The organism is Kitasatospora sp. NPDC001660 (assembly GCF_053596725.1).
The window spans coordinates 86,367-102,209 of sequence record NZ_JBSFGU010000029.1 but is presented as its reverse complement, the minus strand read 5'-3'; the positions used below and the strand labels follow the sequence as shown (position 1 = coordinate 102,209).

At 70.9% G+C, this 15,843-nt stretch carries 13 protein-coding genes and 1 pseudogene; 8 read left to right on the top strand and 6 right to left on the bottom strand.

Features of this window, described 5'->3' with window-relative positions; translation table 11 throughout:
- The 5 genes and pseudogenes from ACWCXH_RS27120 to ACWCXH_RS27100 all read left to right on the top strand — a co-directional run.
- Positions 1–84, top strand: a pseudogene (locus tag ACWCXH_RS27120) (transposase); the annotation flags it as partial.
- A complete protein-coding gene (locus ACWCXH_RS27115) occupies positions 77–2,644 on the top strand; it encodes a hypothetical protein (RefSeq protein ID WP_449804084.1) in 2,568 nt (855 codons plus the stop codon). The pseudogene ACWCXH_RS27120 and the gene ACWCXH_RS27115, both read left to right, overlap by 8 nt.
- Positions 2,641–3,501 carry an immunity 49 family protein gene (locus ACWCXH_RS27110; RefSeq protein WP_449804083.1) on the top strand — a complete coding sequence of 287 codons (861 nt, stop codon included), beginning with the start codon at positions 2,641–2,643 and terminating at the stop codon, positions 3,499–3,501. The genes ACWCXH_RS27115 and ACWCXH_RS27110 overlap by 4 nt, the downstream gene beginning before the upstream one ends.
- A gap of 282 nt (positions 3,502–3,783) precedes the next feature.
- Positions 3,784–4,281, top strand: coding sequence for an immunity 49 family protein (locus ACWCXH_RS27105; protein ID WP_449804082.1), 498 nt, complete (start codon positions 3,784–3,786; stop codon positions 4,279–4,281).
- 63 nt (positions 4,282–4,344) lie between these two features.
- On the top strand, positions 4,345–5,301 hold the full coding sequence (locus ACWCXH_RS27100) for an ABC transporter substrate-binding protein (RefSeq protein ID WP_449804081.1): 957 nt from the start codon (positions 4,345–4,347) through the stop codon (positions 5,299–5,301).
- A 10-nt stretch (positions 5,302–5,311) separates the two neighbouring features.
- On the opposite strand, the gene ACWCXH_RS27095 is transcribed toward ACWCXH_RS27100, so the two are convergent.
- Positions 5,312–6,199, bottom strand: coding sequence for a LysR family transcriptional regulator (locus tag ACWCXH_RS27095; RefSeq protein WP_449804080.1), 888 nt, complete (start codon positions 6,197–6,199; stop codon positions 5,312–5,314).
- Positions 6,200–6,270: 71 nt separating this feature from the next.
- On the opposite strand from ACWCXH_RS27095, the gene ACWCXH_RS27090 reads away from it, so the two are divergent.
- Entirely contained in the window at positions 6,271–6,633 is a 363-nt protein-coding gene (locus tag ACWCXH_RS27090) for a nuclear transport factor 2 family protein (protein WP_449804079.1), read from the top strand.
- 169 nt (positions 6,634–6,802) lie between these two features.
- On the opposite strand, the gene ACWCXH_RS27085 is transcribed toward ACWCXH_RS27090, so the two are convergent.
- The 3 genes from ACWCXH_RS27085 to ACWCXH_RS27075 form a co-directional block, all read right to left on the bottom strand.
- Positions 6,803–7,414: a TetR/AcrR family transcriptional regulator gene (locus ACWCXH_RS27085; protein ID WP_449804078.1), complete on the bottom strand. Its 612-nt coding sequence runs from the start codon at positions 7,412–7,414 to the stop codon at positions 6,803–6,805.
- Between the two features lie 253 nt (positions 7,415–7,667).
- On the bottom strand, positions 7,668–8,144 hold the full coding sequence (locus ACWCXH_RS27080) for a DUF308 domain-containing protein (RefSeq protein WP_449804077.1): 477 nt from the start codon (positions 8,142–8,144) through the stop codon (positions 7,668–7,670).
- A 67-nt stretch (positions 8,145–8,211) separates the two neighbouring features.
- Positions 8,212–9,270, bottom strand: coding sequence for a fatty acid desaturase family protein (locus ACWCXH_RS27075; protein WP_449804076.1), 1,059 nt, complete (start codon positions 9,268–9,270; stop codon positions 8,212–8,214).
- 291 nt (positions 9,271–9,561) lie between these two features.
- Here ACWCXH_RS27075 and ACWCXH_RS27070 point away from each other — a divergent pair, with 291 nt between their 5' ends.
- Positions 9,562–12,000 (top strand): PKD domain-containing protein, encoded by a 2,439-nt coding sequence (locus tag ACWCXH_RS27070; protein ID WP_449804075.1) that lies wholly within the window; start codon positions 9,562–9,564, stop codon positions 11,998–12,000.
- 94 nt (positions 12,001–12,094) lie between these two features.
- On the opposite strand, the gene ACWCXH_RS27065 is transcribed toward ACWCXH_RS27070, so the two are convergent.
- Positions 12,095–12,895, bottom strand: a complete 801-nt coding sequence (locus tag ACWCXH_RS27065) for a hypothetical protein (protein WP_449804074.1) — start codon at positions 12,893–12,895, stop codon at positions 12,095–12,097.
- A gap of 162 nt (positions 12,896–13,057) precedes the next feature.
- On the opposite strand from ACWCXH_RS27065, the gene ACWCXH_RS27060 reads away from it, so the two are divergent.
- The gene (locus ACWCXH_RS27060) at positions 13,058–15,559 is read left to right on the top strand and encodes a helicase-associated domain-containing protein (RefSeq protein ID WP_449804073.1); all 2,502 of its coding nucleotides are present in this window, start codon (positions 13,058–13,060) and stop codon (positions 15,557–15,559) included.
- Positions 15,560–15,565: 6 nt separating this feature from the next.
- On the opposite strand, the gene ACWCXH_RS27055 is transcribed toward ACWCXH_RS27060, so the two are convergent.
- The gene (locus ACWCXH_RS27055) at positions 15,566–15,817 is read right to left on the bottom strand and encodes a hypothetical protein (RefSeq protein ID WP_449804072.1); all 252 of its coding nucleotides are present in this window, start codon (positions 15,815–15,817) and stop codon (positions 15,566–15,568) included.
- Between the last annotated feature and the right edge of the window lie 26 nt (positions 15,818–15,843).

Sequence of the window (15,843 nt, the reverse complement as noted above, 5' to 3'; positions counted from 1 at the left end):
ATCCGTCGCTACATCATCTGGCGGAACAAGCACGCCGCGGACGAACGCCTACGCGAAGTCGTCACCAGGGCGAACGTTGCCTGATGCGGCACTAGGCACCAAGCTCAGTTCCGACGCGTGCGTCATCGCCGGCGCCCTGGGCATCTACAGCCGGGACGCGCATCCGCTGGTCAAGCGGCTCGCCGATCTGAAGCGCGAAGCAGAATCGTTTCACTCCAAGGTCGCCAACGACCACGACTGGCGCCAGGACGAGGGCAAGGTCCACGAGAACAACCGTCGGCGCGACGAGATCGCCGAGGTCTGGACGCAGTTTCAGGACGTCGAGCGGGACGCGTACGCCAAGATCGTCGCCTTGGTCGGCGGCAAGCCGCTGCGTGTCAACGACGGCTCCAGCGCCGACGACATGTACGGCTACGACGCGAAGGCATTGAAGGACTCCAAGGACCTGCCCTGGGGCAGCGCCGTGGACCGGGACATCCCGTGGTGGGACCTGCCGGACCAGGCCGTCGAGTTCGGCAAGGGCGTCATCATCGACGGCGTGTGGGGCACCATCAAGGGCCTGGGCACACTGGTGGGTTTCGATGGCTGGGACGCCTTCAAGCAGTCCTGGACGGGGCTCACCAAACTGGCGACCGGCCTCGTCATCACCGCAGTGCCGTTCGTGGGCATGGCGTACTGGGCCATGCCGGACGACAAGTTGCCCTCGTGGCTGCGGGATTCCCGCGACGCGATGAAGGAGACCGGCAAGGCCCTGGTCGCCTGGGACCAGTGGAAGACGAACCCGAGCCGCGCGGGAGGTGCGGTCGTCTTCAACGTGCTGACCGCCATGACCGGCGGCGGTGCAGCAGCGTCGGGCGCCGGGAAAGCCGGTGTCGCCGGCAAGGCACTGTCGATCGCGGGCAAAGTCGGCAGGGCCATCGACCCGATGACGTACGTCTTCAAGGGCGTGGGCTTCGGCATCTCCAAGGTCGGCGACGTGATGGCCGGTCTCAAGGGCATCACCAATCCCAAGATCCCGGAGATCAACATCGACGGCGCGTTCACCCTCCCCGAGGGCGCGGTGAAGATGCCCGACGGAACGATTCACCTGCCGAAGGGCGCCACCATCCCCAAGGGGGCGATCAAGACCGTCGACGGCGGGATCAAGCTGCCGAAGGGCACCGTCGAACTCCCTCCCGGCACCGTCAAGCTGGAGCACGGCGGCAAGGTCGAGTTCATGGACCCGCACGGCAACGTCTACGACGAGGCCGGCAACCTCCGCCAGCACGGCGACGAGGCTCCCAAGGAGGACGGCGACCACACCGGCAAGGACCACGCCCCGGCCAAGCCCAACTCCCCGGCCCCGGCCCACGCCAAGGCCCCCGAACTGGTCGGCGTCGGCGGCCGTGACGGAGTCATCAAGCTCGGCTCCGACATATCCGACCCGCTCCACGCCCCCGACCACCTCACGGGTGGCGGCCACGACCTCACCCCCGGGGGGCACGCCCCCGAGGGCCCGAACGCGAGCCACGAACCGCCCGGCGGTGGCCACGGCGACGGCCCGGGCAGCACCGGCGGCCACGACAGCGGATCCATAGGCGGACATGAGGGCGGCTCCGACCATCCATCCGCCGAAGGCCACGGGGGTGGCTCCGCCGGCGGCGGCCACGACCAGACGACCGCCGGACGACGCGACGACACGAACGGCCAGAAGCCTGCCCCGCCCGATCCCCTGAAGCGTCCGGAATTCATGAAGGACGGTCCGAATCCGTACGGAGAGCCGACCAGCCTCACCAAGGAGCAAATCGAACAGATCCAGGTCTACCGCGCCAACGAAGAACCCGGCTATCGCGAGCAGTACTACGACAAGAACGGCCATCGCAAGGACCTGTCGGTCAGTGACGAGAGCGGCTACACCCCTCCCCAGCTCGCCAAGCTGGCGGAGGACGCCCCGTGGACTCCTGCCAAGGACGCACCCGAGGCCCCTGCGCCCCGCTACCACGACAAGGATTACATCCCCCTGGGTCGAGAACATGTCAAGGATCCGGCGAGACTTGACCTGCTCGATGATTTCGCGCAGAAGCGCCACGACGCCATCGAAGCGAACACTCTCGCGGACAAGTTGCACAGGGCGGCCGGCCTGCCAGAGACCAAGAAGGCGTACGCAGAAGCCGCCAAAACTATGACAAAGGCAACCGAGGCATTCGGCGAGGCAGCAGCCGAGCACCACTTCATCGCTGAACGCTACCCGGACTTCGAAAAGCAGAAACTTCTCGGCCCGAAAAACGGGAACGACCAGTTCGACCAGGTTTGGCTACCAAAGGATCCCAAGGACCCGCGAGTTATCGTCATCGAATCCAAGAGCAGCGTCGATACAGATCTCGGCAAACGCAACCTTCCCTCACCCCGCAACATACCTGGCGTCAAGGGAGCGGCCGTTTCCCAGGGAAGCAGGGAGTACTTTTTCGACATCCTGAGGGAAATGTACAAGCGTGGCGAAACGGAGCTCGCGGATAAGATCGATGCTGCACTGGCGAACGGAGATCTCGAATACTACGTCGTCAAGGGCGAGAAGAATACCGGAAGCTATACTGGCCTTCAGCACCGGCAGTTCGACATCCGCAAGGGGACCTTGCCGGGCACCAGCGAGGGGAATCTGCCGTGACCGTGACCGTTGACCGCCATCTCGTGCCCAAGCCCGACGCCAAGGATTTCGCCGATCGGCTGAGCGAGGGGGTGGCGCGTCGCGTCGACCGTCTCGAACAGTCGGCGGACGTGATCGACTTCGCGTTCAGCACCTCCGTTCTCGCACTGCAGGCCCACTGCGCAGCCGATCCGGAGGCGTCTCGACTGCAGACATGGAAAGCGACGGTCACCGCGATGCAACTGGGCACGGCACTGTTCGCCGTGACCAGCGCGAGCGAAGGCACCGTCGAGTGCTTCATCAACGACAAGCTGCGGACCATCCCGGCGATCGGACCACAGTCGTACGCCAACGCGGGAAACTGGCTGAGCGCGTTCTGGCTCGCCGCCGTCTGCCGCGAACGCGGGCGGATGACTCAGCTGTGCGAGATCCCTCTGGATCGCCTGCGCTCGGCCGAAAGCGGCTACGACGAATTCGTCTTCAACTGGGTGGACGTCCAACAGACCTACTGGCTCCGCCGGCCAGGACTAGTAGAGAAGCTCATCACCACATTCGAGACGTCGGAGCCCGAGGTCGCGCGCAATACTCCGCTCGACGCGCTGCAGGGCGTGATGTCTCCGCCGATCAGCCTCTTCTACCACTTCGCACGCGAGCAGGAGGACCAGTTCAGCTCGACTCTGGTAAAGGCGTTGGATCTACACAAGGCGTACTGGACCCTCGATGAGGATCGGGCCGCCGACATCGACGGCGCGCTGGCTCTGGGCCCGCTTGCCATGGCATGTCTGGCCTTCGACGGGAAACTCGCGATCGGTGTGGAGTCGCCGTTCATTCCCAAGCACCTCCTCAACCGCGACTGGCTGGGCGAGTTCCCCACGTAAGCCAGGCTGAAGTCACGCGACAACACACGTACCAGAAGAACGCGCTGCGGCTGATCGACGGACTGGAAGCGGACTACACCGATCTGGGCGATGCGCTGCGCCTCACCGTCACCGTCGCCAAGTCGCACTGCCTACTGGACACGGAGGGGTCGCACCTGCCCACGTGGAAGTCATGGGTGAACGCGATGCAGGTCGGTTCGGCCGTGTTCGCCGCCGCGACCCCGGCCGAGGAGCACGTGCAGTGCCGCATCGCGGACAAGGCTCACCGCCCTGTACCTGGCAGTGGTGTACCGGGAGAAGAAGCGGGTAAAGGGCTGTGCCAGGTACCCCCTGTCCATGCTGCGCGAATCCGGCGCGAAGTCCGCCGAGTTCGATTGCGCCTGGATCGATGTGCTCCAGACCTACTGGATTGGAGGCGCCGACCTCATTCCCAAGCTGGGGACCGCGATCGACGCCACAGACCCGGAGACCGTCGCCGACCCGGAGACGGTGACTCACCTGGTCTACCCGCCCGTGGAACTGTTCCACCGGTTCATCCGCGGGAACCACGCCGGCTTCAACCGGGCCCTCGTCGACGCCCTTGAGTGGCGCAAGCGGTACTGGAGCCGGGCCGCAAGGGCCTCAGGCCTCGTTGCCCTCGCCCCGCTCGCGATGCACCCCGATCGAGGTCCAGTCCGAGTACCTGCCCAACGCTCTACTCGAACGCGACTGGTGCGGCGAGTTTCCCACGTAGGCGGTGAGCGCGACACTGCGGGGAGAGAGGTCACGCCGGGGCATTGACGGCCAATTCGGACATAATCGGCAGGGTCCGTCTCCGTAGTCCGAGCACCCGAGGAATCGCCGATGCACCGGATCACCCGTCGCACGCTGCTGGTCGGGATGGGTGGGGCCGCGCTCGCCGGCTGCACGGCGAAGCCGCCGGGCGCTTCGGGGGCGAGCGGCTCGGCCGAGCCGCTGCCGCCGGTGACGGTGAACACGACGGTCGGGCCGGTGGTGGTGCCCGGGGCTCCGTTGCGGGTCGTCACGCTCGACACGGACGTGTTCGACTCGGCGTTGACGCTCGGGATCGCGCCGATCGGGGCCGCGCGGCCCGCGCTGGACGGGCACTACCCGGAGTACTGGCCGCAGTCCCGGGTCGCCGCGATCGCGTACGTCGGGCCGGCGGGGGCGCCCGACCTCGGGGCGATCCGGGCGTTGCGGCCGGATCTGATCCTCTCCAACCAGATGCGGGACGGCGACCGCTACGACGCCCTGCGGGAGTTGGCGCCGACGGTGCTCACGCAGACCACGGGCGCGCCGTGGCGGGCCAACTTCCAGGTGCACGCCCAGGCGTTGAGCCGGGAGGCGGCCGCGGCGGCCTTCGTCGGCTCGTACCAGCGGCACCTCGCGCAGGTGACGGCCGCCCTCTCGGCGGCGAAGCTGTTGGGGCGGAAGGTGGGCCTCGTGCGGTTCGTCGAGGGCGGCGGGATCCGGCTGTACGGGAGGCAGAGCTTCCCCGGGACGGTCCTCGCGGACGCGGGCGTCGGGCGGCCGGACGCGCAGAACGTCGACCAGTCCGACTTCGAGATCCCGCTCGACCAGATCGCGAAGGCTGACGGGGACCTGCTGCTGTACGCGACCTACGGCGATCCGGACCGGTCCGGCACCAACACCGTTCTGGCGAGCCCCGGTTGGCAGGCACTCGGCGCGGTGAAGGCGCACCGGGCGTTCCCGGTCGACGACCAGCTGTGGTTCGAGGGCATCGGGTACACGGGCGCCAACTACATGCTGGACGAGTTGCAGCGCTTCCTGGGCTTGTGAGGGGCTCCCGTCACGCCCCTCCGAGTGCCTTGCGGAGCTTGGCCCGCAGCAGGCGCACGGCGGGCGAGTGCTGGTCGCGGCGGGCGACGAGGCCGAGGCAGGCGTGGACGGCGGCGTCCTTGACGGGGACGGCGCGGAGGGTCGGCACGCCGACGGCGGAGGACGGGCTCAGGACGGCCACGCCGGCGCCGCGTTCGGCGAGGCGGAGGAGCGTGGCGGGCGAGCTGGCCTCGATGTCCACGTGCGGTTCGAGGCCGAGCTGGAGGCACGAGCGGTCGTAGGCGGCGCGGATCCCGGTGCCCGGGGTCAGGCCGAGGATCTTCTCGCCGGCGCGGGGGAGGTCGGCGAGACGGACGGTTTTGCGGTCGAGGGGGTGGCCGATCGGCACGACGGCGGCGATCGGCTCGTCGACGAAGGTGGTCGCGTCGAGGGCCGGGTCCGGCTCGCCGGCGAAGGCGATCAGGGCGAGGTCGAGGGTGCGGGCGAGCACCTGGGACTGGAGGAGCGCGGAGTCGTCCTCGTGCAGGCTGAGCTCGATGCCGGGGTGGGTGCGGCCGAGGTCGGCGACGACGTCGAGGAACGGCGGGATCGAGCAGCCCGTGATCATGCCGAGGCGGACCTTGCCGCGAACGGCCTCGGCGAACTCGGCCGCGGTGTGGCGGATGGCATCGAGGCTGGCCAGGGCGGTCCTGGCGAGCGGGAGGATCGCCTCGCCGGCAGGGGACAGGCGGATGCCGCCCCGGGTGGAACGTTCCAGGAGTTGCTGACCCAACTCGCGTTCGAGCTTGCCGACTTGGGTGCTGATACCGGACTGGCTCACGTGCAGGCGGGCAGCGGCAGCGGTGAAGGAGCCCTCGTCGACGACGGCGGCGAAGTAGCGCAGCTGATGCATCTCCATAACTCGTGATGATATCTGGCATCTGATCTATCTGTTGGACGGATGGATGGGTGCGGGCGGAACATTGAGGCATGACGACGACGAAGAGTGCGCGCGAGATCGCCGAGACCTACTTCACCTCCTGGGAGGCCGGCGACTTCGAGACGATCCGGGGGCTGCTGGCGGAGGACGTGGACTTCGTCGGGGCGCTGGGGATGGCCTCGGGAGCCGAGCAGGCGCTGGCCGGGCTGCAGGGACTCGGGAAGGTGCTGGAGAAGATCGACGTCCAGGTGCGGGTGGCGGACGGGGACGACGTCATCACGTGGTTCAACCTGCACACGAGCATCGCACCGGCGGCGCCCACGGCGAACTGGATGCACGTGGAGGACGGGAAGATCGCACGGATCCGGGTGACATTCGACCCGCGGGGGCTGCTGGCGGGCATCGGGAAGTAGCGCAGCGGGAACAGGAGGGCCGTGATCGCCGGAGGCGGTTACGGCCCTTTCTGCGTCGATGATCCTGTCGGTGGCGGCCGAGGGCCGGACGAGGCCGAACTTCCTGCGCCCTCCTCGACGCCATCAAGTCCGGCGAACTCTCCTAACCCCCCGGCGCAGGAAGTCGGCGTCACCGACTTCCTGCGCCAAACAGCTCCTCCAAGTGGTGGGCCAGGATCGCCATCGCCTCGTCACCGTTGCGCTGGCCTCCGAGGACGCTGGAGCCCAGGCCGTTCACCATCGCCAGCAGGCCTGCGGCGGTGATCGCGGGATCCTTTCGCCCCTCGATCTCCCCGGCCTCCTGTGCTGCGCGGATCTGCTTGGCGAGGAAGCCTTCCAGGAGGTCGGGCTGGAGCGGGCCCTTCTTCTCCATCGCCTCGGGGTCGCTCAGCACCAGCGTGTAGTACGCGGCGTAGGTGCGGGTGATGCGACGACTCTCCGGATCCGTCGGCAGGATGCACGAGAGGATCGCCGTCACGATGCTGCGCGGGGTGGGCGGGGAACCAGCCTCGCGGATCCACCGTTCCATGCGCGCCTGGAGCTGGGCACCGAGCCGCGCCAGGGCGTCGAGCAGCAGGCCGTCCTTCGTCGTGAAGTAGTACTGCACCAGCCGCAGCGACACTCCCGCCTCCGCCGCGACCGCCCGCATGCTCGCCGCCTGGAGTCCCTGGGTGTCGGCGATGCGCAGCAGGGCCTCGGCGATCTGCCGTCGGCGTTCCTCGTGGTCGGCCTTCTCCGCCATCCCGCGAACTTCCTCTCCACAAATCCTGGTACACCCGTATCATGCCTGTGATACATGCGTACCCTGCGAATCGGCGAGTTCAGGAACGCCCGGGCCGAAGCCCGCTTCCGGGACGCCTACGAGCGCACGTTCGCGTCCCTGCGGCCCGGCCCGAAGACCGCGCTCAACATCCCCACCGCGTTCGGCACCATCGGCGAACCGGGCGCGATCGTACGGAATGCTGGGCTAGGGGTCGTGCAGAACCGGCCAGTGCTCAGCTGTCGGCCGCGGCCGGCTCCGCCGCCGCGGCGGCGCGCCATGCGGCGATGAGGTGGGCCGCCTTGGCCTCGAAGTCCGGGTCGCGCCAGGCGCCCGGCATGCCGATCACCGTCGGCAGCTTGAAGTCGCCGCAGTCCCGGTGGGTGACCCGCACGACGTCCCCGGAATCGGCGCGGTTGCGGTTCTTCACCACCTCGACGTTGGCGATGTCCGCCCAGGCGAACCGCTTGCGGGAGCCCAGCGCCCCGGTCCACCAGATCTCACGCTCGTCGAAGCTCACGCTGGTGAAGACGCCGTTCACCTGGAGGAGTCCACCGATGACCAGGAGAGCACCGAAGGCCATAACGACGGCGGTCCGGGCGGTCATCGGGTAGAGCGAACCGCGGTACACAAGGTAGGCACCACCGGCCAGGAAGAGTGCCGAGAAGATCCACTGGCGGCGCATCTGCGCCGGGGGAAGACGGTAAGTCACGTTTTTCACCGGCGGATCTTGGCAGGTTGGAGGAACCTGAGGAAGCGTCACCACTCGCCCGCCCGTCTCACTCCCCCGAGCGGATCGGCTCGCCGGTGCGGTGCAGGTGGGTCAGGATCTCGCGGTACGAGCGGAGCAGGCCCACCTCGTAGTACGGGATGCCCTTCTCCGCGCAGAACGCGCGGGTGATCTGCGCGGCCCGGCCGAGTGCGGGCGTCGGCATGCTGGGGAAGAGGTGGTGCTCCACCTGGTAGTTGAGGCCGCCCATCACGGCGTCGACGGCGAGGCCACCACGGACGTTGCGCGAGGTGAGCACCTGGCGGCGCAGGAAGTCGAGCCGCATCCCCGGTGTGACCATCAGCATGCCCTTGTGGTTCGGGGCGAACACGCAGCCCAGGTAGACGCCGAGCAGCGCCTGGTGGACGGCGAGGAAGGCCACCGCCTTGCCCAGCGGGAGCGCGGCGAACACGAGCCCGAGGTAGCCGACGAAGTGGACCACCAGCAGGGCGCCCTCCAACCAGGGCCGCTTGACCGCGGGGCCGCGCAGTGCGCGGAAGCTGTTGAAGCTGAGGTTGAGGCCCTCCAGCAGGAGCAGCGGGAAGAACAGGAACGCCTGCCGGCGGCCGATGAACCGGGCGAGCCCGCTCGCCTGCCGGGCCTGCCGCTGGGACCACACGACGAGATCGGGGGCGACGTCCGGGTCGCGCTCCTCGTGGTTGGGGTTGGCGTGGTGGCGGGTGTGCTTGTTCATCCACCAGCCGTAGCTCATCCCCATCAGCAGGTTGGCGGCGATCCGGCCGCCGATCTCGCTCGGCACGCGCCGGGCGAACACCTGGCGGTGCGCCAAGTCGTGTGAGAGCAAGCCGATCTGGGCGAACACGACGGACATCGCCGCCGCCAGGCCGAGCTGCCACCAGGTGTCGCCCAGCGCGAACAGGGCGTACCAGCCGGCAGCGAAGGCGGCGAGCACCAGACCAGCACGGGCGGCGTAGTAGCCGTGCCGCCGGTCGAGCAGGCCTTCGGCGGCGATGCGGCGGCTCAACTGGGCGAAGTCGCTGCCGCCGGTCTCCGGCTGCGGGGCGGGGGCCTCGGGCGCGACCGTCATCGTCGCGGGCTGTGTGGGCATGCCCCGAGTCTGGTTCGAGGGGCGATCCTGGAGAACGGGGAAATCACCCGTCCCGTGGGGGTGTTAACCCCCCTACGCCACCCCGGGGCAGCCTCACCCCTCCTGCGGTGGCCTACGGCGCAGCCTCGCGTGCGCCTGGTCGGCGCGCGTACGTATCGGAGTCCCGCCCCCGCCGCGAGACGGTGTCGACACCCCTGGATACTGTTCGCGCACGCGTCGGTCGAATGCTCTACACCCGAACACCACGGGGACGGCCCGGCGCGCTCCGCACAACTGAAGGGGGACCAGGTAGTGCCCAGCAGACGCCGCGTCGGCCTCGCCGCCGCACTCGTGAGCTCGACGACCGTCATCGCGGCCACGCTGCCCGCCATGGCCGCGCACGCCGACATCGAGTACCTGTACGTGGACAACGCCGCCAAGGCGTGCTCGGACAGCGGCCCGGGCACCGAGATGGCCCGGCCGTTCTGCAGCATCCAGGCCGCCGCCGACGCTGCGCAGCCGGGCCAGACGGTCCGCATCGCCGGTTTCACGTACACGGAACAGGTCACACTGAAGCAGTCCGGCACTCCGGGGCACCCGATCACCTTCCAGGGCGAGACCACCTTCACGGGCCACCGGACAGGCCTCGAGTTCAAGCCCGGCGGGTGGCCGTCGACGACGAAGTCGCAGCACGCCTTCGTCGCGTCCGGGGTGCACGACATCACGATCAAGAACTTCTGGATCACCGACTCCCCGCAGGAAGCGGTGCTCATCACCGACTCCCAGCGCATCACGCTCGACGGCAACCAGGTGGACAACGCGGGCCATCAGTCCACGGAGCCGCCGCCCCGCAACCTGGACAACGACACGTCGGCCATCCGCCTCACCGGGAAGACCAGCGACGTCACGATCAGCCGCAACCAGATCGGCGACAGCGGTCGGGCGGGCGTCGCCATCGAGCCCGGGGTGTCCGGGACCATCGTCACCACCAACGCCTTCTCCAGGGTCTACGGCTTCCGCGCCTCGAACATCATCGTCGCCGACAGCGCGCCCGGCACGGTGGTGAACAGCAACACCATCGGCGCTACCTGCGGCACCGGCATCGTCCTCAACGGCAGTTCCACCGGTTCGACGGTGGTGAACAACATCGTCCAGGTCCACCGGAACTGCGAAGTGAACGTCGGCGTCGGCGTGATGGTGGCATCCGGTTCCGTCCCCGGCACCAGGTCCGACTACAACGTGCTGTACACCGACAGCCCGGACACCCACGCCTACTCCTGGGACGGCACGCTCTACCGGTCTCCCGCCGACCTCACCGCCGCCTCCGGCCAGGGGCAGCACGACCTGACGGTGGACCCGAAGCTCTCCGACGGCAGCGCGCTCGGCGAGGACGTCACCCCCACCACCGACACCGCGGCGCTGGACTCGGCCGACGCCACCGCGCCCGGCCAGCTGGACACCGACGTGTACGGCAACCCGCGCGTCGACGACCCGCTCGCGCCCAACACCGGCACCGGCGTGGGCTACCACGACCGCGGCGCGGCGGAGTACCAGAACCCGTTCACGGTCTCGCTGGCCACCGGGTCGTACATGCCCGACCAGCCCATGGCCGTCAAGTTCTACGGCGGGACGACCTCACCCTGGTACCCGGCCACCACGACCCTGGACTTCGGGGACGGCACCCCGGTCGTGACCGCGCCCGCCTTCCCGCTGACCCACACCTACGCCGCCGCAGGGCGGTACGTCGCCACGCTGACCGCGACCGACAGCACCGGCACCGTCAAGAAGGCCACGACGAACGCGGACGTGGCGAGCGGGCCGATCACCGCCGCCGTCCAGGTCCAGCAATCGCCGCTGACCCCCAAGAGCATCTCGGTCGCCGGGACCTACAACAGCCCCTGGCCCGTGGACCAATACCGGATCGACTTCGGTGACCACCAGGGTCAGGGCTACGGGGCCCGATCGCTGCCCGCCGACCCGGTCCCGCACGACTACGCCAAGCCCGGCCGCTACACCGTGCGGCTGACCGTATCGGACGACCACGGCCGCAGCGCCACCGCCGACGGCTTCGCCCACATCAACTTCACCGATCCCGGCGACCGCCCGATCGCCGGCCGCTGGACCGCCGGCAAGCCCGCCGCGAACGGCCTGTTCAACAACGGTTCCTGGGCGCTGCGCTCCACCGGCGACTGCTGCAAGGCCGACATCACCCAGGTGTCCTTCGGCCAGGCCGGGGACCTGCCGGCCACCGCCGACTGGGACGCCACCGGCCACGACCAGCTCGGCATCTACCGCAACGGCACCTTCGCCCTGCGCCACGACGACGGCAGCGTCACCGCCGTCCCGTTCGGCGACGCCGGGGACATCCCGGTGCCCGGTTACTGGGACGGCAACGGCCACGCCCAACTCGCCCTCTACCGCCCCAGCATCGCGACCTTCATCGTCCGCCACGACGACGGCACCATCACCACCGCCGCGTTCGGCGACGCCGGGGACATCCCGGTCGCGGGCGACTGGGACGGCGTCGGCCACTTCCAGCTCGGCATCTACCGCAACGGCACCTTCGCCCTGCGCCACGACGACGGCAGCGTCTCCACGGCCGGCTGGGGCAACCGCGGCGACCTTCCCATCGTCGGCGACTGGTACGGCAAGGGCCGCATGACGTACGGCATCTTCCGCCCCACCGACCCGTCCTACGCCCTCAGCGGCGCGTACGCGGGCGTGTACGGCCACGCCGGCCAGGTCTACTGACCGGCCCCGCCCCACGACACCGGCGGCCCCGCACCCTCCCAGGGTGCGGGGCCGCTTTGCCGTCGGGGCGTCGGGGCATCGGGGCGTCGGAACGTCACCCCTCCTGGGGCGGTCTGCGGCGCAGCGCCATGAGGAGCAGGAACGCCGCCGTCAGTGCGGCCGAGAGGCGCAGGACGCCCGGGGCGGACGCCCACGTGATCTGGCCGAGCTGGGAGCCCGGTTGGACGCCGGCCTGGCCGTGCTGGGTCTGCCGCATCTGGTGGAGCGTCATCGCGCTCATCGTGATCAGCGGAATGCCGAAGATCGCGAACTTGCGAGTGAGGTCGGTGAGTTGGCGGGAGAGGTAGCCGAGGCCCCAGCCCGCCAGCATGGCCGGGAAGAAGCCGGTCCAGGCCCCGCCCGCGAGCAGGCCGGAGGCGAGCAGGAGGAGCGGGGACGGGCGGCGCCCGGCAAGCACGCCCCTCTTCGGTACGCCGGCGGCTCCGGCGGCCTTCTTCTCCTTCTTCTCCTTCTTCGGCTTCGCCCCGGACGCAGCCCCAGGCACCACCTCCGGCTCGGCGGGCTGCGCGGGCGCGTCGCCCTCCCCCTCGCGCTGCTCGGGGATCGGCTTCGGCGGGGCCGCCGGCGCGTCCGAGAAGTTGAGCATCACCAGGTCCCAGCCGCCCCCGCCGGAGTGGATCACCTGCGGCGGCGGTACGGCGTCCGGGTCGTCCTCGGCGGCCGGCTCGCGCGGCGGGTCGAGCGGCACGGCGGACATGCCCGGCACGCCCGGCGCCCCGGCGTCGTACACACTGTCCGCGTCGTCGCCGACACCGCCACGGTCAGCGCCGGAGTCGGAGCCGCCCGGCCTCGCGCTCCACGGCCCGCTCTTGCGCCACCACTCGCCGTCCGTCATCCCCGACACCCGCCTCGCCCGTACCCTGCCCGACCCACCGAAGCCCAGCCCACCGAACCGCCCTCGGCGTGACGCTACCCACCACTCCCCCGCCCACGCGAGTCCGCGCCCCGAGTCCGGAGCCCGGCTCCTGCGGCCCCGCACCCGACTAACCTAGGTCGAATGACCACACAGCAGGGCCCCCAACGCTCCGGCAGGTCCACCGCCGGCCCCCGCACGCTCGCCGAGGAGCTGCGCGCCCGCCCGGACGACGGTCTCGCCGCCCTGCTCCGCGCCCGCCCGGACCTGCTCAACCCGGTGCCCGGCGACCTCACCCAGCTCGCCGCCCGGCTCTCCTCGCGCGCCTCCGCGCTGCGCGCGCTCGAACGGCTCGACCGGTTCACCCTCCAGGTCGCCGAGGCCCTGGCCACCGCCCCGGACGGCACCACGCTCACCACCGTCCGCACCCTCCTGACGGGCCCCGCCAAGGTCAAACCGCACCCGGGCGCCACCCCGCTCACCCCGGCCGACCGGTCCGCCGTCGCCGCCGCGCTGCCCCGCGCGATCGCCACCCTGCGCGACCGCGCCCTGCTGTGGGGCCCGGACAACGCCCTCCGGCTGGTCCTCGCCGTCCGCGAGGCGCTCGCGCCGACCGCCGCCAACCCCGGTCGCACCGGCCTCGGCCCGACGCTCGCCGACGCCACCGTCGGCATGTCCCCGGCCCGGCTCCAGCAGCTGCTGGCCTCCGCCGGGCAGCCCGCGACCCCGGACCCGGTCACCGCCGTCGCCGCGCTCACCGCGCTGCTCGGCGACCGCACCCGCTGCGACGCCCTGCTCGCCACCGCCCCCGAGCCCGCCCTGCGGCTGCTGGAGCGCCTGGTCTGGGGCCCGCCCACCGGCACCGTCCCGGACGCCACCCGCCCGGTCACCGCCGAGGACGCGCAGAGCCCCGTCGAGTGGCTGCTCGCCCGCGGCCTGCTCCTGCCCACCAGCCCCGGCAGCGTCGTCCTGCCGCGCGAACTCGCCCTGCACCTGCGCGGCGGGCGCACCCACCGCACCGTCGAACCGGTCCAGCCCGAACCCGCGCCCGCCACTCCACCGCGCGATCCACAGGCTGTGGACAGCGCCGCCGCCGGCCAGGCCCACACCGCCGTCAAGACCGTCGAGGAACTGCTCGACCTGTGGGGCCTCACCCCGCCGCCCACCCTGCGCGCCGGCGGCCTCGGCGTCCGCGACCTCAAGCGCACCGCCCAGGCCCTGGAGAGCACCGAGCAACAGGCCGCCTTCTGGCTCGAACTCGCCTACACCGCCGGCCTGCTGGCCCCCGACGGCGAGGCCGACGAGTGCTGGGCCCCGACCCCCGGCTACGACACCTGGCTCCAGAAGGACACCGCCGAGCGCTGGTCCGTCCTCGCCACCGCCTGGCTCGCCGCCACCCGCGTCCCCGCCCTCACCGGCACCCCGGACGGCAAGGGCAGGCCGCGCGCCGCACTCGGCCCCGAACTCGACCGCACGCTCGCCCCGGCCGTCCGCCGCGCCGCCCTCGCGCTGCTCGCCGAACTCCCGCCCGGCACCCCCGCCACCGCCGCCGAGCTGCTGCCCACCCTGCGCTGGCAGCGCCCGCTGCGCGGCGGCCCGACCGGCCCGGACGGCCACGACCTGCGCGACGACCTCACCGCCTGGACCCTCGCCGAGGCCGAACTCCTCGGCATCACCGGCCGCGGCGCCCTCGCCGCGCCCGCCCGCGCGCTGCTCACCGCCGAGGCCGACCCGGCCGAGGTGCTCGCCCCCCTGCTGCCCCGGCCGCTCGACCACGTCATCCTGCAGCCCGACCTCACGGCGATCGCCCCGGGCCCGCTGCTCACCCCGCTCGCCCAGGCGCTCGCGCTCTGCGCCGACATCGAGTCCAAGGGCGGCGCCACCGTCTACCGGTTCACCCCGACATCCGTGCGCCGCGCCCTCGACGCCGGGCGCACCGCCGCCGACCTGCGGGCCTTCCTGGAGCAGCACTCGCGCACGCCCGTCCCGCAGCCGCTCACCTACCTGATCGACGACGTCGCCCGCCGGCACGGCATCCTGCGGGTCGGCGCCGCGTCCTCGTACCTGCGCTGCGACGACACCTCGCTCCTGGGCGAGGTCCTCGCCGACCGCCGCTCCGCCGACCTGCGGCTGCGACTGCTCGCCCCCACCGTCCTCGCCTCCCAGGCCGCCCCGGACGTCCTGCTCGCGACGCTGCGCACGATGGGCTACGCCCCGGCCGCCGAGTCCGCCGAGGGCGACGTGCTGATCACCCGCCCGGACAGCCACCGCACCCCGCCGCGCACCGCGCCCACGCCCGTCCCGGACGGCCCGCCCGCCCCTGACGACACCCTGCTCGCCGCCGCCATCAAGGCCATCCGGGCGGGCGACCGCGCCGCGACCGCCACCCGCCGCGAGCCGACCCCGGATCCGCGCCACCTGCCCCGCACGGCCGCCGCGGAGACGCTGGCCGCCCTCCAGACCGCCGTCCTGCTCGGCGAGCGGATGTGGATCGGCTACCTCAACGCCGAGGGCATCGCCAGCCAGCGGATCATCGACCCGGTCAAGGTCGAGGGCGGCTTCGTCACCGCCTTCGACCACCACGCCGACGAGCTCCGCACCTTCGCCCTGCACCGCATCACGGGCGTCGCCGAACTGGAGGAGTGACGGGGGTCAGTGCCCCTGCGACTCCTTCATCTTCTCCTTGACCGCCTTGTCCGCCAGGCTGCCGATCTGCCCCTGCCCGACCGGCAGTTCACCGCCACTGACGGTGTCCACGAGCAGGAACCCGGGCGCGGCGAGCAGCCCGCCCGGCCCCTCCCCGACCCCCGCGAGGGCGTGCGCCGAACCGGCGGAGGAGGCGGTGGCCGCGAAGGCCGTCCCCATGAGGGCGAGGGCGCTGAGAACACGCTTCGACTTGTTCATGCCCAGCCCAACGAGCGACACCCACC